This is a genomic window from Acidovorax facilis (assembly GCF_023913775.1).
Lineage (GTDB): Bacteria > Pseudomonadota > Gammaproteobacteria > Burkholderiales > Burkholderiaceae_C > Acidovorax > Acidovorax facilis.
Map to the genome: position 1 here is coordinate 1 of NZ_JAMXAX010000123.1, position 18,024 is coordinate 18,024.

Annotated in this window: 21 protein-coding genes and 1 pseudogene; 9 read left to right on the forward strand and 13 right to left on the reverse strand. The window is 66.1% G+C overall.

Features of this window, described 5'->3' with window-relative positions:
• Positions 1-85: 85 nt before the first annotated feature.
• Together NFX52_RS24065 and pstS are read right to left on the reverse strand one after the other, a co-directional pair.
• Positions 86-1,621: a CYTH and CHAD domain-containing protein gene (locus NFX52_RS24065; RefSeq protein WP_207402118.1), complete on the reverse strand. Its 1,536-nt coding sequence runs from the start codon at positions 1,619-1,621 to the stop codon at positions 86-88.
• A gap of 99 nt (positions 1,622-1,720) precedes the next feature.
• Positions 1,721-2,791 (reverse strand): phosphate ABC transporter substrate-binding protein PstS, encoded by a 1,071-nt coding sequence (gene pstS / locus NFX52_RS24070; protein ID WP_055402284.1) that lies wholly within the window; start codon positions 2,789-2,791, stop codon positions 1,721-1,723.
• 440 nt (positions 2,792-3,231) lie between these two features.
• On the opposite strand from pstS, the gene NFX52_RS24075 reads away from it, so the two are divergent.
• Positions 3,232-4,740 carry a methyl-accepting chemotaxis protein gene (locus NFX52_RS24075; RefSeq protein WP_252635852.1) on the forward strand — a complete coding sequence of 503 codons (1,509 nt, stop codon included), beginning with the start codon at positions 3,232-3,234 and terminating at the stop codon, positions 4,738-4,740.
• A gap of 63 nt (positions 4,741-4,803) precedes the next feature.
• Positions 4,804-5,007 (forward strand): hypothetical protein, encoded by a 204-nt coding sequence (locus NFX52_RS24080; protein WP_055402288.1) that lies wholly within the window; start codon positions 4,804-4,806, stop codon positions 5,005-5,007.
• A gap of 18 nt (positions 5,008-5,025) precedes the next feature.
• Here the strand turns inward: NFX52_RS24080 and NFX52_RS24085 are convergent, their stop codons facing one another.
• Positions 5,026-6,312 (reverse strand): sensor domain-containing diguanylate cyclase, encoded by a 1,287-nt coding sequence (locus tag NFX52_RS24085; protein ID WP_055402290.1) that lies wholly within the window; start codon positions 6,310-6,312, stop codon positions 5,026-5,028.
• A 91-nt stretch (positions 6,313-6,403) separates the two neighbouring features.
• Here NFX52_RS24085 and NFX52_RS24090 point away from each other — a divergent pair, with 91 nt between their 5' ends.
• Positions 6,404-6,748 (forward strand): DUF6172 family protein, encoded by a 345-nt coding sequence (locus tag NFX52_RS24090; RefSeq protein WP_055402292.1) that lies wholly within the window; start codon positions 6,404-6,406, stop codon positions 6,746-6,748.
• 51 nt (positions 6,749-6,799) lie between these two features.
• On the opposite strand, the gene NFX52_RS24095 is transcribed toward NFX52_RS24090, so the two are convergent.
• A complete protein-coding gene (locus NFX52_RS24095) occupies positions 6,800-8,080 on the reverse strand; it encodes a DEAD/DEAH box helicase (RefSeq protein WP_055402294.1) in 1,281 nt (426 codons plus the stop codon).
• Positions 8,081-8,291: 211 nt separating this feature from the next.
• Here NFX52_RS24095 and NFX52_RS24100 point away from each other — a divergent pair, with 211 nt between their 5' ends.
• The 3 genes from NFX52_RS24100 to NFX52_RS24110 are packed head-to-tail and all read left to right on the forward strand — an operon-like array spanning position 8,292 to position 9,362.
• A complete protein-coding gene (locus tag NFX52_RS24100; RefSeq protein ID WP_121506890.1) occupies positions 8,292-8,762 on the forward strand; it encodes a DUF2721 domain-containing protein in 471 nt (156 codons plus the stop codon).
• Positions 8,759-9,121, forward strand: coding sequence for a translation initiation factor Sui1 (locus NFX52_RS24105; RefSeq protein ID WP_055402298.1), 363 nt, complete (start codon positions 8,759-8,761; stop codon positions 9,119-9,121). Before NFX52_RS24100 ends, NFX52_RS24105 begins: the two co-directional genes overlap by 4 nt.
• Positions 9,122-9,134: 13 nt before the next feature.
• Positions 9,135-9,362 carry a DUF3820 family protein gene (locus NFX52_RS24110; RefSeq protein ID WP_055402300.1) on the forward strand — a complete coding sequence of 76 codons (228 nt, stop codon included), beginning with the start codon at positions 9,135-9,137 and terminating at the stop codon, positions 9,360-9,362.
• Positions 9,363-9,370: 8 nt separating this feature from the next.
• Here NFX52_RS24110 and NFX52_RS24115 read toward each other — a convergent pair whose 3' ends face one another.
• Both NFX52_RS24115 and NFX52_RS24120 read right to left on the reverse strand, forming a co-directional pair.
• Positions 9,371-10,465 carry a branched-chain amino acid ABC transporter permease gene (locus tag NFX52_RS24115; RefSeq protein ID WP_055402302.1) on the reverse strand — a complete coding sequence of 365 codons (1,095 nt, stop codon included), beginning with the start codon at positions 10,463-10,465 and terminating at the stop codon, positions 9,371-9,373.
• Positions 10,462-11,013 (reverse strand): GNAT family N-acetyltransferase, encoded by a 552-nt coding sequence (locus NFX52_RS24120; RefSeq protein WP_055402304.1) that lies wholly within the window; start codon positions 11,011-11,013, stop codon positions 10,462-10,464. Before NFX52_RS24120 ends, NFX52_RS24115 begins: the two co-directional genes overlap by 4 nt.
• A 125-nt stretch (positions 11,014-11,138) precedes the next feature.
• On the opposite strand from NFX52_RS24120, the gene NFX52_RS24125 reads away from it, so the two are divergent.
• Both NFX52_RS24125 and NFX52_RS24130 read left to right on the forward strand, forming a co-directional pair.
• A complete protein-coding gene (locus tag NFX52_RS24125; protein ID WP_055402306.1) occupies positions 11,139-12,032 on the forward strand; it encodes a LysR family transcriptional regulator in 894 nt (297 codons plus the stop codon).
• A 37-nt stretch (positions 12,033-12,069) separates the two neighbouring features.
• Positions 12,070-12,243, forward strand: coding sequence for a LiaI-LiaF-like domain-containing protein (locus NFX52_RS24130; protein WP_171012331.1), 174 nt, complete (start codon positions 12,070-12,072; stop codon positions 12,241-12,243).
• Between the two features lie 33 nt (positions 12,244-12,276).
• Here NFX52_RS24130 and NFX52_RS24135 read toward each other — a convergent pair whose 3' ends face one another.
• Entirely contained in the window at positions 12,277-12,717 is a 441-nt protein-coding gene (locus tag NFX52_RS24135) for a group III truncated hemoglobin (RefSeq protein ID WP_055402309.1), read from the reverse strand.
• Positions 12,714-13,484, reverse strand: coding sequence for an iron-sulfur cluster repair protein YtfE (gene ytfE / locus NFX52_RS24140; RefSeq protein WP_202907230.1), 771 nt, complete (start codon positions 13,482-13,484; stop codon positions 12,714-12,716). The genes NFX52_RS24135 and ytfE overlap by 4 nt, the downstream gene beginning before the upstream one ends.
• Before the next feature lie 92 nt (positions 13,485-13,576).
• On the opposite strand from ytfE, the gene NFX52_RS24145 reads away from it, so the two are divergent.
• Positions 13,577-14,107, forward strand: coding sequence for an RrF2 family transcriptional regulator (locus tag NFX52_RS24145; protein ID WP_055402311.1), 531 nt, complete (start codon positions 13,577-13,579; stop codon positions 14,105-14,107).
• 52 nt (positions 14,108-14,159) lie between these two features.
• Here NFX52_RS24145 and NFX52_RS24150 read toward each other — a convergent pair whose 3' ends face one another.
• The 5 genes and pseudogenes from NFX52_RS24150 to NFX52_RS24170 form a co-directional block, all read right to left on the reverse strand.
• Positions 14,160-14,438 (reverse strand): helix-turn-helix transcriptional regulator, encoded by a 279-nt coding sequence (locus tag NFX52_RS24150; RefSeq protein ID WP_238385797.1) that lies wholly within the window; start codon positions 14,436-14,438, stop codon positions 14,160-14,162.
• Positions 14,439-14,444: 6 nt separating this feature from the next.
• Positions 14,445-15,182, reverse strand: a complete 738-nt coding sequence (locus NFX52_RS24155; protein WP_238385798.1) for a hypothetical protein — start codon at positions 15,180-15,182, stop codon at positions 14,445-14,447.
• 29 nt (positions 15,183-15,211) lie between these two features.
• Positions 15,212-17,320 (reverse strand): xanthine dehydrogenase family protein molybdopterin-binding subunit, encoded by a 2,109-nt coding sequence (locus NFX52_RS24160; RefSeq protein WP_055402313.1) that lies wholly within the window; start codon positions 17,318-17,320, stop codon positions 15,212-15,214.
• Positions 17,317-17,781: a (2Fe-2S)-binding protein gene (locus tag NFX52_RS24165; RefSeq protein WP_055402315.1), complete on the reverse strand. Its 465-nt coding sequence runs from the start codon at positions 17,779-17,781 to the stop codon at positions 17,317-17,319. Before NFX52_RS24165 ends, NFX52_RS24160 begins: the two co-directional genes overlap by 4 nt.
• 129 nt (positions 17,782-17,910) lie before the next feature.
• Positions 17,911-18,024 (reverse strand): annotated as a pseudogene (locus NFX52_RS24170) (IS1595-like element ISAte2 family transposase); the annotation flags it as partial.

Here is an 18,024-nt window from a genome sequence, read left to right on the forward strand (position 1 = left end):
TCATGGGCCCATTGTGCCGTGCCAGCTTGGGAACCCCGCTGTGCCCCGCGATGGGGGTACGGCGCGTCTACTGCAGCCACCGCTCTCAGCGCTTGCCCGCCTTGCGCAGGCGGGGCATGTCGGCAAGGTGGGCCAAGGCCTTTTCGCAGTCAGCCACCGTCAGCGCCTCCCGTGCAGCCAGCCAGCCCACGCCAAACCAGGCCCGCGGGTCCGTGGCAGCGATGTCGCTGTACAGCACGCGGGCCACACGCTCATCGCCCAGCCGGCCCAAAGCCGTCAGCGCAGGCTGCAGGCTGGCGAGGAACGATTCCCCCTCGGCGTCCAGCGCAGGCGCGACAAATTCCGTCAGGTAGCGCAAACGCTTCAAGCGCTTGCGCAGGCGGTGTTGTTCCTCCACCGGCAGGGCGGCAAAGTCTTGGGAGCCGTGGCGCACCTTGGCGTGCAGGCGGCGCAATCGCTTGTGCAGCAGGCGGCGGGTGTCCTTCGTGTCCAGGGCTTCTTCTGCGGCCGCCGGCGGGGCGTCCTCGCCCTGGGCCGTGAACGCCATGAGGGCGATCAACGCTGCCTGAAACGCTGGCATGCGCACGATGGCGGCGGCGGATGGGGCGGGGGCGTGCCCCGCCGCCACAATCACATCCAGGGCAGGCGCACCCGCATCGCGCAGATCGGCAACGATGGACTGCAGGGCTTGGCCCTGGTCGCGCAGTTGGCCCAGGTGCTGGAACACCTCCACCAGCGGCGGCTCCCAGGCGGGGTCGAATGCGCCGGGTGCCAACGGCGCCAACTCGCGCAAGGCGGTGCGTAAGCGGCGGATGCCGATGCGCAACTGGTGCACATGCTCTTCATCGCCCCCGCCTTCGACGATCTCGCTGGCGTTGGCCAGGATCTGGTGGAGGCAATGGGCCACTGCCGCGCGCTGCAACGCGCGCCCGTTCAGGAAGTGCTTTGGGAGGCCACTGGCCTTCATCGGGGTGGCCTTGGTGGCGGGCCGGGCCCACTGCGGGGCCAGCAGACGCTCGCCTCGCTCTGCCTTGGACACCGTGCTCAGAAACAGCCTATGCCGCGTGGCCCACCGGGTGGCGATGGCCGCCAGGCCCGCCAGCGGGCCGGCCTTGAGTTCCAGCTCCAGCTCGCAGATGCGGGCCTCTTTCTGCTGCGGCGTGCCGCGATGGGCGATGACCCGGCCGATGTCCAGAGCCAACTCCACCACACCGCCCTTGAAGGCGATGTCCCGTGTCACGCGGTCCATCTCGGTGCCGTAGGTTTCGGTCAGAGGGCCGCTGGCGGCCTGCAGAGCACCCAGCAGCCGTGTGCCCGCCACGGTGCCTGCGTGCAACTCAGGCTGGGGCTCTGGGGCGGGGCCTGTGGCGTGGGCTTGGCCCCGGTCCACGTTGTGCTCCTCGCGGTCCAGCGGTCCGTTGCCCAGGGCCTTGACGGTTTGCACCCACTGGTCGCCCTCGCGGCGCAGCCGAAAAGCAATGCCACGCGACGACAGCGCTGCATCGGGCGTATCGAAGTAGCGGGCCTCCATGCGGATGTGCGCGTGTGTGCCCCTGCACGCGGCGGCCTGCACCGCAGCCAGGCGCTCTGGGGGGATGCAGAACTTGAACTCGATTTCCATGAAGACGGCGCCTGGTGATGGGGGCGGCAGAGCCTGCCGGTGAAAGATTAATAGAAATCCTAATGATTGATTTTAAGGGCGGAAATCATGAGTGCCGGATTATTGCTGCAAGGGTGCGGACGATGAAATCAGGCTCATGCCCAGCGGAGTGCCATTTTTATCGCGAATGGAGGTAATTGCCTTGAAAGCCGATGCCTGAACCCGGTCTGGTAATCGAACAAAATTGTTTTCATGGACGAGGGTATCGCCATTGAGAAACGACCAGATAATGAATTTGAGGGCCAGGGTGGTTTGCTCTGGATTTTGAGTGACTTTGGGGAACACCACAAACGTGCCCATGGTGATGGGCCACACGGCTTTGCCGGGTTTTTGTGTCAGCGTATTGTGAAAGGCTCCGGTGGCTGGCCACTCGCTGTTGGCCAGTGCGGATTTGAAAGCGTCGATGGAGGGTTTCACAAAAATACCCTCAGCATTTTTCATCTGCACCGATGTCAGGCCATATTCGGCCACATACCCAAAATCCACATAACCGATGGCACCCGCCGTGTCGCGCACACCCTTGGCCACCCCATCGCTCCCCTTGAACGCCAGAAATCCTTCGGGCCATTGGATGCTTGTCTTGGCTCCGTGGGAAGCCTTCCATTTCGGGCTGACCTTGCCCAGGTAATCGGCGAAGTTGTAGGTGGTGCCCGAGCCGTCGGCACGCACCACCACCTTGATGGGCATGTCGGGCAGCGGAGTCTCGGGGTTCAGCGCGGTGATCTCGGGGGCATTCCAGCGGCTGATTTCGCCCAGGAAGATGCGGCTGAGCACCTCGCCCGTCAGGCGCAGCTGTGCGTTTTGGACTTTGGGCAGGTTGACGATGGGGCTGATGCCGGTGATGGCCACGGGCAGTGCGAGCAAGCCGTGTTCGATGAGGTCTTTGTCAGGCGGGTAGACATCGGTGGCGCCGAAGCCCACGGCCTGTTGCTGGATCTTTTTCATGCCTGCGCTGGAACCCACCGGGTCGTAGTCCACCCTGGAGCCGGTGGCTCTGGCGTAGGCCTTGGCCCAGCTGCGGTAGATGGGGGCTGCGGCCGACGAGCCCGCGCCCGTTACGGCTTGTGCACTGGCCCGGTCCGCCTGTAGCAGTGCAAGTGCCAGCATGAATACGGTATAGATATATTTCATGGATTTTTGTGTGTTGGTTTTAATTAATAAGAATGTGGCTGTGAAATTCTGACCATGGGCCTATGCCCGGGAGGGACATCGGAGTGATTTATGAAGTCTCAGCTTGTCAAAGCGGCGCCGATTTTAACCACTGAAATGAATGGGGAATGTTTATCCCATCGTCATTATTTTGTCATTTGAAACAATTAGTATCAGCCGCGGCAGACGTAGACCTTGCTGGCAAGGCGTGCGCGCCAGTTGATGCGGTGGCAATGCCCCCGGCTGCCCACCCAGTGAACCTTCATGAGAGATTCAGATGCTTCAAAAAATCAAGATTGGCACCCGGCTGGCGCTGGCGTTTGCAGTGCTTTTGCTGCTGATTTCTGCACTGGCTGCGGGGGGGCATCAGCGGTGCCAAGCGCCTGACCGAGCGCAGCGCGGCGCTGTATGGTGACCGCACGGTGCCCCTGGGCGTGCTGGCAGAGATCAGCCACCTGACGCAGCGCAACCGGGTGCTGGTGATGGACATGCTGATGGACCCGGGTACCAGCAACCTGCAGGCCAGCCACGCCGCGTTGACTGCCAACGTGGAGCGCATCCACACGCTGTGGACGGCGTATTCCGGCAAGGCGCTGGTTGCTGAGGAGCAAGGTCTGGCGCAGGCCTTTGCCGATGCCAATGCCACCTACCTGGACAAGGGTCTCATCCCGGCTGCCTCGGCACTGGTGGCAGGCAAGTACGACGATGGTTCCGAGCTTTATATCAACCAGATCCGCCCCAACGCGGCCAAGGTGCAGGACGCCATCGAGAAGCTGGTAGCCCTGCAGATCAACGTGGCGGCGGCAGAGTTTGCCGGCGCGCGGGAGATGAGCAACACCATTCACTGGTGGATGCTGGCGGCCACCGGGCTGGCCCTGGTGGCGGGGGCTGCGATGGCGTGGGTCATCACCCGTTCCATCTCGCGCCCTTTGCGCCAGGCGGTGGTGCTGGCCCGCACGGTGGCGGGTGGCGATCTGAGCGCACAGATCGATGTGCGCGGCACGGATGAAACCGCAGAACTGCTGGGCGCCCTGCGGGAGATGAACCACCAGCTGGTGCGCGTGATCACCGAGGTGCGCTCCAGCACCGAGACGGTGGCGCAGGAGGCCGTGCTGATTGCGGGCGGCACCGAAGACCTGGCGCGCCGTACCGAGGTGCAGGCGTCCAACCTCCAGGAGACGGCCGCCTCGATGGAGCAGCTCACCATCACCGTGCAGCACAACACGGACAACGCCCACCGCGCCACCGAGCTGGCCCAAGAGGCCGCCAAGGTGGCCAACGAGGGCGGCAGTGTGATGCGCGACGTGATCACCACCATGCAGGAGATCAGCGTGCAGTCGCAAAAGGTCACCGACATCATCAAGGTGATTGATGACATCGCGTTCCAGACCAACCTGCTGGCCCTGAATGCGGCGGTGGAGGCGGCCCGCGCGGGTGAGCAGGGACGCGGCTTTGCCGTGGTGGCGGGCGAGGTGCGTGGACTGTCCCAGCGCAGCAGCACGGCCGCCCGCGAGATTCGGGGCTTGATTGCTGCCAGTGTGCGTGGTGTGGAGCGCGGGTCCACCCTGGTGGGCCAGGCGGGCGAGCGGGTGGCCAGCACCGTGCAGCGCGTGGACGAGGTGATGGAACTCATCAGCGAGATCAAGGATGCGGGGCAGGAGCAGGCCCGCGGCATTGCGCAGATCGGCGAAGCCGTGCGGCAGCTGGACGCCGCCACGCAGAAAAATGCCGCGCTGGTGGACGACAGTTCGTCGGCATCCACCGGCATGAAGAACCAGGTTAGGCGCCTGCTGGAGGTCGTTCACCAGTTCAGGCTTGCGCCTGACGGCGCTGGGGATGCCTTCGAAGGAGGCTACCGAGGTACGCAGCCACTGCCTGCCCTGCCAGCAAGGGCTTCATCCCCCAAGCAATTGTCCCTGGCACCCCGCTGACTGGACGCACAGGACCGGTGCGGTGCAGGTCATCAGATTCTTTTGCTATGGGGAAGATGCTCCATGAACCGCACAGACGTACTCATCGCCATTGCCGAGATTGCGCGGACGGGCGGTGCCTCTGCGCCCGAAGACGCCATCTCGCAGCTTGCCGTGATCATTGATGGCCTGGAGCTGTCGAGCAGCGGCTCTGAACAGGTGATGGAGATGCTGCTGCGGATTGCCGCCTGCCTGTGGAACCTGCAGCAGGAACGCATGCGTTGGTAAGGCGCAGCCGCAGATAGGTTATTCGGCTACTTGGCGATTCGGCTGTTCGCCCAAGGGTTCCAGCGAAGCGATCTGGTCGCGCCCCTGGTTTTTGGCCAGGTACAGAGCCTGGTCGGCGCGGTCGAGCATGTCGCGCAGGCTGCGGTCTGCCTGGCGGAAGGTGCTCAGGCCCAGGCTGGCTGTGATGCCGTAGGCGTGGCCTGCCTCGTCGCTCAGTTGCAGGGCGCGAACGCCATGCAGGATGCGTTTCGCCACTTCCAGGCCCTCGTCCATGCTGGTCAGCGGCAGCAGCACGCCAAACTCTTCGCCGCCCAGTCGGCCCACGGTGTCGCTGGCGCGCAGCTGGTTTTTGACGGCCTGCGCAAACGCCACCAAGGCGCGGTCGCCTTCCAGGTGGCCAAAACGGTCGTTGATGGATTTGAAATGGTCCAGGTCCAGCATCAGCAGCGTGAGCGGCTCGCCATTGCTGCGTGAATGGGCATATACCGACTCCGCACATTCCAGAAATGCGCGGCGGTTGGCCATGCCGGTGAGCATGTCGGTGGTGGCCAGGCGCTGCAGCTCACGCTCCAGGTTCTTGCGCTGGGTCACGTCGCGGTAAATGCCCTCCACCCCTGCGAAATTGCCAGCATGGTCGTACAAGGCGTGGCTGCTGATGGAGATGTCGATCACGGTGCCGTCGCGCCGCACCATCTGGCCCGGAAAATCCGACACCTCGCCATGCTCCATGATGGCGGCCTTGAACGCGTCGCGGTCAGTGCTTTGCGGGTAGTACGACTCGGCCGTGCGGCCCTCGATTTCGTGGGGCTCGTAGCCCAGCACCCGGCGCACGCCAGGGCCCACATGCTGCACGATGCCCTGGGCATCGGTGCGGTAGTAGACGTCCTGCATGTTCTCAAAAAGGCGACGGAAGTTCTGCTCGCTCTCGCGCAGCTGGGCCTCGATCTCGCTCTGGTGGGTCATGTCCAGACCACACATCAGCACGGCGGGGGCTCCGTTCCATTCCACAGCTACGCTGCTGATGAGCACCATGCGCAGGTTGCCCTGCAGTGTGCGGATGCGAAATTCAGACGATTTGTTGGGCCGCCCGCCCTGTTCGGGCACAGCGACCTGCTGGATGCGGTTGGTAGAACGCACCCGGTCCATGGGATGCACAAAATCGCCCGAGAGGCGGCCTATCAGGCTATCGGTGCTGGGCGCTTCCAGCAGCGCCATGCTGGCAGCGTTGGCAAAGCGGATGGCGCCCTCCTGCGTGACGAGCACGGCCGCTGGCAGTGTGTGCAGCAGACTGAGGTCGTGGAACATCGGGCTTGGCGGTAACCAAAAGTAATGCACCATTGTGGCACTGGGGTGCCCGGCTGGGAATCCATATCTGTCACAGGCGGTACCATCACCCATGAGAAAAACTTTCCAACTCCATGTTGAAGGCAAGAACCGGGACCGCGTTCTGGATGCCGTCAAGCACGAAATCCGCAAGTACATCAAGCGCGAACGGCGCCGCGACCTGCCCGAAGGCGCTGATTTTTGGGACTTTGACTGCCAGTTTGGCCGCACCAAGGAAGACGCCGCCGTGGCGCACCTGTCGGCCTTGACCGGGCTGATCAACGGTGTGGCCGCTGAGGGCGGTGCGCAGTTCTATGTCGAGATTCTGGCCAAGCCCGCCAAGCGCACGCCACGGGCGCCGGGCGAGCCGCAAGGTGCTGATGAGGATGGTATGGACGACGACGGCGAAGAGGTCTGAGACTGAGGCTGCTTGGGCGGCCGCCCTTCACGGCGCTTCCAAAGGCTCCTTTCAGGAGCCTTTTTTATGGGCGGCGGGGGGCGCTTCGGTAACTGCAGCCGCTGCTGCGCGCAGCTTGTCCTTTTTGCTGGGCCGCTTGCCCTTGATGCCGCCGGTGCCCTGGGGATCTGCGGATGACGCGGGCGCAGGGGCCTCGGTGGGTTCAAAACCCGCAATGTGTTCGCGCGGGATGGTGAGGTGCTGACGTTTTTCGATGAGGCGGAAATGTGCTTCGGCATCGGCCGTCACAAAGCTCACGGCCACACCGCTCTCGCCCGCGCGGCCCGTGCGGCCGATGCGGTGCACATAGTCCACGGCCGAGCGTGGCAGGTCGTAATTGACCACCGCAGGCAACTGCGCAATGTCGAGGCCGCGCGCGGCCAGGTCGGTGGTCACAACCACCTGCCAGCGTTCGTCCTTGAACTCCTGCAGCACCTGTTTGCGCGCGCCCTGGCTCAGGCCGCCGTGGAAGGGCGTGGCAAAGATCCCTGCTTTGTAGAGCTTTTCGGCCACATGCTCGGCAGCGTATTGCGTGGCCACAAACACCAGCACGCGCGACCAGTTGTGTTCCTTGACCAGATGGCGCAGCAGTTGGGTGCGGCGCACGGCGTCCACCGCAATGGCCCGTTGCTCGATGGCCGGTTCGTTGCCCGGCGTGTGGGGCACCTCCACGCGCAACGGGTTGTTCAGCAGGCCATCGGCCAGCGCTTGCACGGCGGCAGGGAAGGTGGCCGAGAAGAACAGGTTCTGCCGCTGCGCAGGCAGCAGCGCCAGCACGCGCTGCAGTTCTTCGGCAAAGCCCAGGTCCAGCAGGCGGTCGGCCTCGTCCAGCACCAGGTGCGCCACGGCCGACAGGCGCAGCGCTTTGTGGTCTACCAGGTCCAGCAGGCGGCCCGGCGTGGCCACCACAATGTCTGCGCCGCCACGCAGGCCCAGCATTTGCGGGTTGATCGAGACGCCGCCGAACACAATGGCCACTTTCAGCGGCTGCTGCAGGTGCTGTGCCAGGCTGCGCAGCACCTCGCCCACCTGGGCGGCCAGCTCGCGCGTGGGCACCAGCACCAGGGCGCGCACCCGGCGTGGGCCGCCGGTGGCGCTCAGCTGCAGCTGCTGCAGCAAGGGCAGGGCAAAAGCGGCTGTCTTGCCTGAACCCGTCTGGGCGGCTCCCAGCAGGTCAGCCCCCTGCAGGATGGCCGGGATGGCCCCCGCCTGGATGGGGGTGGGCGCTACAAAACCCGCTTTTTCCGCAGCGTGGACAAGGGCAGGGGACAAACCGAGGGAGGCAAAGGGCATGGAGGCAGCGCTGGGCGGCGTTGAAAGTGGGACGCACAACAGCGCGAACGGGGGGAAGGGATGGGGCGATTGTCGCCGCAGTTGCTGCCGAAGCTCGGCACGCGAGTCAGGCAGTCAAGGCCGTGGTGCGCTGGGCCTGGCTGCGCGCGCCATCACCCTGATAATTGGGCCACCGGCGGTTCGCCGGTTTTTCCTTTGTTTCACAAGCACCATGGCCCTCACCCTTGACTCCTCTGCCATCACCCACGGCATCCAGCTGGCGGTGGCCCCCGTGTTTTTGCTCACGGCCGTGTCCGGCATGATTGGCGCTGTGGCGGGCCGGTTGGCCCGCATCATCGACCGGGCCCGCGTGGTGGAAGACCGCGCCCGCGCCAACACCGAGCCCGAGTTTCTGGCCCGCGCCTACAACGAACTGGCCGACTTGCGGCTGCGTGGGCGGCTGGCCAATGGCTGCATCGGGCTGCTCACGTTCTGTGCGTTCCTGATCGGCATCACCATCATCCTGCTGTTCCTCGGCGAGACCACCAACTTCCAGTCCAACCGCTTGGCCGTGGCGGGTTTTCTGGCGGGGGTGGCGTCGTTTTTGCTGGCGCTGGTGTGTTTTCTGACCGAGACCATGCTGGCCACCCGGCTGCTCAACTTTCACATGCTGCAGCAAGAGGTGGAAGGAAAAAAGCCATGAAGTCGTTGGCTGACCTGGGCGGCCTGGTGTATTCCACCGAGTCCGGCCGCATGTGCCCCGGCTGCCGCCAGCCCGTGGCGCAGTGCACCTGCAAGCAGAACAAGCCTTTGCCCACCGGAGATGGCATCGTGCGGGTGTCGCGTGAAACCAAGGGCCGGGGCGGCAAGGCTGTGACCCTGGTCAAGGGCGTGCTGGTGGACGCGGCCGCACTGGAGCAGCTGGGCAAGCAGCTCAAAGCCGCTTGCGGCAGCGGTGGCACGGTGAAGGACGGCGTGATCGAAGTGCGGGGCGACCATGTGGAGCGCGTGATGGCCGCACTGCAAAAGCTGGGCCACAAGGTCAAGCGGGCAGGCGGCTGAGGAGGGCTGTCCGATGGACTCGGAAAAATTGCAGCGCCTGGTCACCACCGAGATGCCCTACGGCAAATACAAAGGCACGCTGTTGGCCGACCTGCCCGGCAACTACCTGAACTGGTTTGCGCGCGAGGGCTTCCCCAAAGGCGAGCTTGGGCAATTGCTGGCGCTGATGCACGAGATTGACCACAATGGGCTGTCGGATCTGCTCAAGCCGTTGCGAGGGGCCGGTGCTGCAGAGGTCTGATCCGCAAGTCACATGCTATGCCCGGTTGATCCGGGTGCTTGTGTCTTGTCGGGTGCAGGCCACAGTCCACTGGAGCGCCACAGCATGGTGACGATCATCGCCAGCGCAATTAGCAGCGGGCGCACCACGCCGGCGTCCAGCTGCCCGTTGGTCGCGGCCTGCAAAGGGCCGACCACATAGCGCAGCATTTCGGGCAGGGCCGCGAGCAGCACTGCGCCCAACACCACGCCCGGGATATGGCCCATGCCCCCAAACACCACCATGGCCACGATGAGCACGGACTCGTTCAGGCTGAAGGCTTCGGGCGAAACAAAGCCCTGGAAAGCAGCAAACATGGCACCGGTGATTCCGCCAAAGCTGGCCCCCACGCCAAAAGCCAGCAGCTTGAGATTGCGGGTATTGATGCCCATGGACCGCGCGGCAGTCTCGTCGTCGCGGATGGCCATCCAAGCGCGGCCAATGCGTGAATCCTGAAGGCGCTGGCAAATCACGATGGTGATCAGCACCAGAGTCAGGAACAGGTAGTAGTAGAGGGTGACGGAGGCTACTTCGTGGCCTGCCACGACCAGGGGCTGGCCCAGGTCCACTCCCAGGATGCGGACCGGGTCAATCAGCCCCAGGCCCTGGGCGCCGTGGGTGATGTTGACCGGGTGGCCCAGGTTGATGACCAGCAGGCGCACGATCTCGCCAAAGCCCAGCGTGACCACCGCCAGGTAGTCACCGCGCAGCCTCAGCGTGGGCGCCCCCAGCAGTATGCCCAGGATGGCGGCCAGCGCCGCGCCCAGCGGGATGGTCACCCACCAGGGGGTGTGCAGCCCGTTCGGGAACAGCGCCGCGATCCAGGCAAAGTGGTCGGTCAGGTGCGGTGAGGTCAGCAACGCGAACAGGTAGGCGCCCAGGGCGTAGAAGGCGACGTAGCCCAGGTCCAGCAGGCCCGCATAGCCCACCACGACGTTCAGGCCCAGCGCCAGCATCACGTACAGCAGGCTGGTGTCTGCGACACGCACCCAGTGGTGTCCGAGGCTTTGCAGCACCAGGGGCAGCAGGAGCAGTATGGCTGCCAGGACTGCGCGCCTGGCATGCCGTGCGGAGAGCGTTTTCATGGGCAAGGGTGGGTGATGGCGCGGTGCATGAAGCGCCATTGGCCCTGCAGGGCGGCGGGCACCTCGGTGCCTTCGTAGGCTGCACAGTCGGTAAAGCCGTGGGCTTCGTACAGACGGTGCGCGGCCTGCATGAACAAGGCGGTGTCCAGGCAGATGCGGGTGTATCCCCAAAGACGGGCGTCGGCGAGCAGCCTGCGCAGTGCGGACGACCCGAGCTGCATGCCCCGGTAGGCAGGGCGGACATACAGGCGCTTGATCTCGGCGGTGTCGCCGCCCAGGCTGCGTAGGCCGCACATGCCGGCGGCTTCGCCATCTACCTCCATCAGATAGAAAACGCTGCCCGGTGTGCGCCCGGCGCAGAGCGCCTGAATCACGTCGGCGTTGCCTTCAGTGTGGAGCCGTCCCGCATCGCGGGTGGGAAGGGCGGGAAAGCACCGCGCCATCTCGCCGTATACCCAGGCCAGGTATTCAGCTTGCAGGCCAAGCAGCGAATCGTGGACGGCACAGGGACTGCAGACTGCGGCGCGAATGAACAACGGAGTGGGCATGGTGCGGGTTTTGTGGACTTGGCAAAGGTTAAACTGGCCTGAATGGTGGAAAAAGTAGCTCCCACTCCTTTCATTACGGACAAATTCGCTTGAATTGACCGCATCAAACAATCACGTGAGGGCAGATGGACAAGCTCAGCGGCATGTTGGCCTTTGTCAAAACGGCGGAACTTGGCAGCTTTGTGGCGGCAGGACGGGCGCTCGCGATATCCGCGTCTGCCGTGGGCAAGGGCGTGGCGCGGCTGGAGCAGGAGGTGGGTGTGCGGCTCTTGCAGCGCAGTACCCGGCGCATCCAGCTCACGGCAGAGGGACATCTGTTTCACGAACGCTGCCGGCGCATCCTGGATGACCTGGACGATGCGCAGGCCATGCTGTCCTTGTCGCGCGAGGCCCCCCGTGGGCGGTTGCGGGTGAGCGCGCCCATCGTGGGCTACCACTTCTTGATCCCCCTGGTGCCGGAGTTTCTGACCCGCCACCCAGAGGTGGAACTGGACATCAATTTCAGCGACCGCGCGGTCGATCTGATCGACGAGGGCATTGACGTGGCCATCCGCAGCGGTGACCTGCGCGACTCCCGCCTTGTCTCGCGCCCGTTGCAGGCCTTCCGGCTGCTGTTATGCGCAGCCCCGGCCTACCTGACGCGCCATGGCACGCCTGCGGCCATGCGCGCTCTGGAACAGCACGCCTGCGTGCGGTTTCGCCATCCGGACTCCGGCAAGCTGCTCGATTGGCCTTGGCGCGAGGGCGTGGCCAGCGCCGAGCCGCGCCTGCGCACCGTGCTCGCCTGCAACAACATCGAGGCGGTTCTGGGCGCCACGTTGCGCGGGCTCGGGATTGCCTGTCTGCCCGACTTTCTGGTGCGTGATGCGCTGGCCGATGGCCGGTTGGTCAGTGTGCTGGAGCAGGACATGGGCCCCAGCCGCCAGTTCCGCGCGTTGTGGCCATCCAGCAGGCATTTGTCCCCCAAGGTGCGTGTGTTTGTGGACCACCTGGGGGCGCGGCTGTCCGGCCCGCCATAATCGCGCCCAGATACACAACTACTCCGAGGGAATGCACATGAAGGGCCATATCGCTGCGATTGTTCTGGTCGTACTGGGCGTATTTTTTCTGCTGACCAATCTGGGGCTGATCAGCATCAGCCTGCGCGAGCTGCTGCGGGTGTGGTGGCCGGTGGCGCTGATCGCGGTGGGCCTGGCGCTGTTCTTCACACCTGGCGACAAGAAGAAGTAGCCCTGGCGCAAAGACCCTGGCCAAGGCCTGGGCTCAGCGCTCGCCGTGCCCGCTGTGCGGCGTCACAAACGCCGGGTCGCTGCCAAAGAAACCCCGGAACAAATTGCGCGCAATGCCGTGTGCCGCTACCTGCAGGTCGTGCGCCACCTCGGGGGCAAACAGGCGGCTGGTGTGCTGCTGCCACAGCCCCACCCAGGCGGCAAAGTGGGCGGGCGTCACGCCCTCCAGCGCCATGTGCTTGCCAAATACGTCGCCCTTGAAGCTGCGCGTGCCCAGTGCCACGGTGCTCCAGAAGTCCACCAACCGCTGCAGGTGGGTGTCCCATTGGCCGTGCAGGGCTTTTTCAAACACAGGCCCCAGCAGCGGGTCCTGGCGCACATCGCCATAAAAACCATGCACCAGCCGCGTGATGCTTTCCACGCTGGGTGGTGCGTGTGCCCCAAGACCCTCGGGTGAAGTGGTTTGCAGGTTCATGCCCGCAGTGTGCCCCCGCCGCTGCACGCGCAGCCTGACGGACCGCAACCTTGCGACGAGGGCGCTGCGCCGGCTTCGAACGCCGGGAACAGCACGTTGTTCTCCAGGTGGATGTGGTTGATGAGGTCATCGCCCAGCTGGGCAATGCCTGCATACAGCGCGCGCCAGGTGTTGCACGCGCCTTGGGGGGGCGTGGCGTCGTTGGTCAGGGCGTTGAGCTTGTCCAACGCTTCGCCGTGGTCCACGTGTTCGGCGCGCATCATGCCGATGGGCTGGCCCACAAAGGGGTTGCCGCCGCTCTTGAGCATGGGGAACAGCACCTGCTCTTCCTTGAGCATGTGCGAGAGCAGCTCTTCGTGCATGGTTTCCAGGTGGTCGGCCAGTCCGGCGGGCACATGGGGGTTGTCGCGGTGCACGGCCTCCACGCGGCGGGCCATGCGGATCAGCTCGGGCAGCTGCTGGCGGTGCACCTCGTGGTAGCGCGCCAGGATGTGGTCGATCAGTGCGCTGGGCGATGCGGCTTCGGGCACGGCGTCGCTGCGTTGCAGGGCCGCCAGCTCGGCCAGCACGGCGTTGGCATCCAGCCCCTTGTCGGCAGCCGCCTTGGCCAGACTCACCTGGCCGCCGCAGCAAAAGTCGAGCTTGAGCCGCCGAAAAACCGCCGTGGCACCGGGCAGTTGCACCGCGATCTGGCCGATCTGCTGGTCGGCGCTGAGCGGGGCGGGGTGGGCGGAGGCAGCTTCCAGATGGTCAACACGGGCATTCATGGCAGGTCCTTTTAAAGATTCATTTTATGTGAATATTTTATTCAATAAAATTCGTCCTGCATACCTCTTTCAATTGACCTGCGGCAAAAACCATGCGCCTGACCCAATGGACCGACTACACGCTGCGCGTGCTCATGTACTGCGCAGCCACCGAAGGCCGCGAGCAACCTGTAACGATCATCGAGGTGGCCGAGGGCTACGGCATCTCGCGCAGCCACCTGATGAAGATCGTGCAGCAGCTGGCCGCCCAAGGGCTGCTGGAGACCACGCGCGGGCGGGGCGGTGGCATGCGGCTGATGGTGCCGGCGTCGGCCATCAACATCGGCGCCGTGGTGCGTGCCACCGAGACCGACTTCAACCTGGTGGAATGTTTTGATCCCGGCACCAACCAGTGCCGCCTGAGCAACCACTGTCGCCTCAAGGGCGTGCTGTGGCAGGCCATGCAGGCCTACCTGGCGGTGCTGGACAGCGTGACGCTGGCCGACCTGATGGCACCGGCCGCTGCGGGTGGGTCGGCTGCACGCGCCCTGCTGCCCACGGTGGCGCTGCCCCGGGGCGGCGGCGCCATGCGCAAGCGAGCACCCGTGGCCGGGTTGCCCTCCAAAGCCGAAAATATTGAATAAAAATGGCCCATTGCGCTCGATAGATATCGAGTTTTTGCTATCAAATTGATAGTTAATCCGACCCTTGCATGCCTCTGACTGCAAATGCCTGCCGGTAGCGCGCCGGGGTCAGGCCCACATGGCGTGCAAATTCGCGTGTGAAGTGGGGCTGATCGGCAAAGCCGCACGCAAATCCGATTTCTGCGAGGCCATGCGGGCTCTCCAGCAGCCATTGCGCGGCCACCCGCGCGCGTGCCTCGGTCACGATGTGGCGGCAGCTCAGGCCGCGTTCGGTCAGCGCCCGCTGCAGGCTGCGGCGGGCCAGGCCGGTGTGCCGAGCCAGTGCATCCACCGTGTGTTACGCGGCCGGGTCGTGCAGCACATGGCGCGCCAGCTGGTGCGCCAGCGGCGGCCAGGGCAAGGCGTCGCACAGGTGGGTGGCGGGCTGGGGCTGCGAGGTGGGGGTTGTGGGTGCCTTGCCGTCGTGAGGTTCCCAGTGCAAGGTCCAATGGCCTAGCAACCTTCGCGCGGCCAGCGGTGCCAGTTGCGCGTGCAGTTCCGCCGGGTTGGCGACAGGGGCTTCCATCCGCAGGTTCACGCGGTGGCCTGCGGCCTCGGGCGCGCCGATCTCCACCCGCAAGCCGCGCACGCCCAGGGCCTGGCTGGCACCCACCAGCACGCCCAGCACGGCCAGGCTTTCGGTGGGGTGAGGTTCTTCTCGCACACCGGGGCGCGCGTGGTGGCGCAGTGCCAGCGTGCCCGGGGCGCTGGCGGTGACGCTGACCTGGTGGCGCGAATGCACATACCGCTCCAGCCGCTGCCAGCGCGTCAGCAGCTCAGGCACGCTGGCCGCACCCAGCAGGGCGCGGTGTACCGGGTCGCCCGCCAGCAGGTCCACCCGTTGGGCCAGTTGCAGCAGTGTGCCCAGGCCGCCCTGGTGCAGCACGGCTTCGACCACGCTGCGTTTGTAGGCCAGGGGCACATGGCTGGCGGCCAGCCCGTCGGCACCCGGTGGGGGCGGTGGCGGCACCAGCCCGTGCGCGGCCATGGCGCGCACCAGCAGGCGGACCATGGCGGCGCTGGCAAAGTCTTGCATAGGTGGATTGTGCCGTTGGCGCTACCCCGTTAAGCCCGCGCAGACAAGGCCTGCAGCACGTCCGCGCTGCGCACCGGCAGGCGGGTAAAACGCACGCCGTTGGCGTCGCGCAGCGCGTTGGCGATCGCTCCGGCCCCGGCCACCATGGCGGTTTCTCCGGCACCGGTGGGCGGCGCGCTGCTGTCGATCAGGTGCACATGCAGCGGCGGCACGTCGCCCATGCGTGGCAGCGGGTAGTCGGCAAAGCTGGCAGCGGCCACGCCCGAGCGGGCCACGGGCAGTTGCTCGTGCAGCACCATGCCCACGCACCACACGAGGTTGCCCTCGGTCTGCGCGCGCACGCCGTCAGGCTGCAGCACCAGGCCGCAATCGTGCGCGCACCACAGCGCCGTTACGCGCACCTGGCCGGTGGCGCGTTGCACCTCCACGTCGGCCACGGCGGCGGCGTAGCTCACGCCCTTGTAGATACCGCCTGCGATGCCGCGCCCGCGCAAGGTGGTGGCGTCGCTGGCGGGGCGCTCTGACCATCTGGATTCTGCTGCGGCACTGCGCAGCACCTGCGCCAGGCGTGCATCGGTGGTGTGCTGCAGGCGCCAGTCCAGCGGGTCGGCCCCAACGTGGCGCGCGCATTCGTCCATGGCGCTCTCGACCACCAGGGTGTTGGGCCCCGCACCCAGGCCGCGCCAGGGGCCTGTGTGCACGGGCAGGCGCTGGGCGGTGAACTCGATGCGCTGCTGGGGCACGTCGTACGGCATGTGTGCGCCGCGCGCCACGCCGCTGTCGCCCGCCAGGTCGGCCAGGGTCTGCATCCACACCGGCATGGCGGCGGGTGTGAACAGGATGTGGCTGCTGGCCAGCGCATGCCACCAGTGGGTGATGCGCCCGCCGTGCACGCGGGCCCGCACACGGTGGCTGGAGGGCGGGCGCTGGAAGCCCTGGGCAAACTCCTGCGCGCGGCTCCATTGCACCTTGACGGGTGCCCCTGCAGCCTGGGCGAGCACGGCGGCCTCCAGCTCCACCGTGCACAGCGTGCGGCCGCCAAAGCCGCCGCCGATGCGGCAGGCCTGCACCTCGATACGTTCGGCATCCAGGCCCAGCTGGCGAGCGAGCACGTCGCGCATGTAGAACAGGTCTTGGGTGCCCGCCCATACCTTCAGGGCGATGCCTTGGTCTGCGGCGGCCAGCCAGTGCGCCGTTGCGCTGCGCGGCTCTATGGGCGCGTGGGCGGCCAGGGGCACGTCCATGCGCAGGTCCAGCGTCCATGCTGTGTCTGTGGGCAGGTCGTCCTTGCGCAGCCGGTGCTGCAGCGCGCCCCGGCGCAGGTGGGTGTCGATGTCGATGCGCTCGTCGATGGCGGCCTGCTCGAATGCGCTGCCATCTTCCACCTGCCATTGCACGGCCAGCGCGGCCTCGATGCGGTCGAGCGCCGAGGGCGTGCGGGCCACGATGCCCAGGCCCAGGCTGCCCATCCGCGCGAGGCGCGGGTGCTGCACCACGGCCACGCAGGCTGGGTCGGCGCGGGCGGCCGTCTCATCCCACGCTTGCGGGCGTGAGGTGATTTCGGCCGACATCGGTGCGCGCAGCACGCGGCCATAGAGCAGGCCGGGCAGGCGCGTGTCGCCCGCAAACAGCGGCTGGCCGGTGACGAGGGCGTGCAGCTGGCCCGGCGCCGCCGCAGCTTCTTTGGCGGCCCCCGTGCGCGCCTGCAGGCTGCGCAGCGCGCTGGCCGGGATGTCACGCGCGGCCAGCGTGCCCGTGGTCTGGCCTTGCGCCAGGGCCTCGCGCAGCGTGGCGCAGGCGCGGGCCAGGGGCAGGGCAAAGTCCTGCACGCTGGCGCTGCCCACGGTGGCGCGCACGCGGGCGATGTGGCGGGTGCTGGGCAGTTGCAGGTGCACCTGTGCGGGCGGCACACCCAGCTCGGCAGCGGCCAGGCCCTGCAGCGCGGCGCTGATCTGCTGGCCCATTTCGGCGCTGGGCAGCCACAGGGTGTAGCGGCCGTTTTCGTGCCGTATCCAGCCCAGCGCGTCGTCGGCGGTGGAAGTGGGGCGCTTGGGGATCACTGGCACCAGGCTGCAGCCCGCCAGCGTGACGGTGAGTACCCCGGCGCCTGCCGCTGCCAAAAACTGGCGGCGCTTCATGGTTTGGTTCCCCCGGCTGCTTGGTGGATGGCTGCGCGCACGCGGTGCTGGGTGCCGCAGCGGCACAGGTGGGCCGACATGGCGGCGTCGATCTGCGCATCGCTGGGGCGGGGTGTGGCGCGCAGCAAGGCCACGGCGCCCATGATCTGGCCGCTCTGGCAGTAGCCGCACTGGGGCACGCGCAGGTCCAGCCAGGCCTGTTGCACGGGGTGCAGCGTCCCGTCGGGCGCCGCCAGCCCCTCGATGGTGGTGATGGAGCGCCCTTGCAGCCCGCGCGCCGTCTGCAGGCAGGCGCGCTGCGCTACGCCGTCGATGAGCACGGTGCAGGCTCCACATTGGCCCATGCCGCAGCCAAAGCGGGTGCCCGTGAGGCCCAGGGGCTCGCGCAGCAGCCAAAGCAGGGGTTCGTCCTCCCAGCCGGGTGGTACGGGCTGGGGCTGTTGGTTCAGGGTGATGTGCATGCGGGCCTCCGTGGGTGGTACGGGGCCAGTGTGCAAAGGCGGAGGCGGTTGGTCTTGAAGATCTGCGCCAAACAGATCAGAGCGGTAACTTTGGCGTCGGGCCGGGCATTTGAATGAAAATGGGCTCTTCTAGCGAATGCTAGTGACGTCTTGATTCCCCATGGCCGCACCCAGCACCAGGGCGGGTTGTGGACCCATCGGGCCTGATCGGTCTAACAACCTGAACCACCCCAGGTACGAATC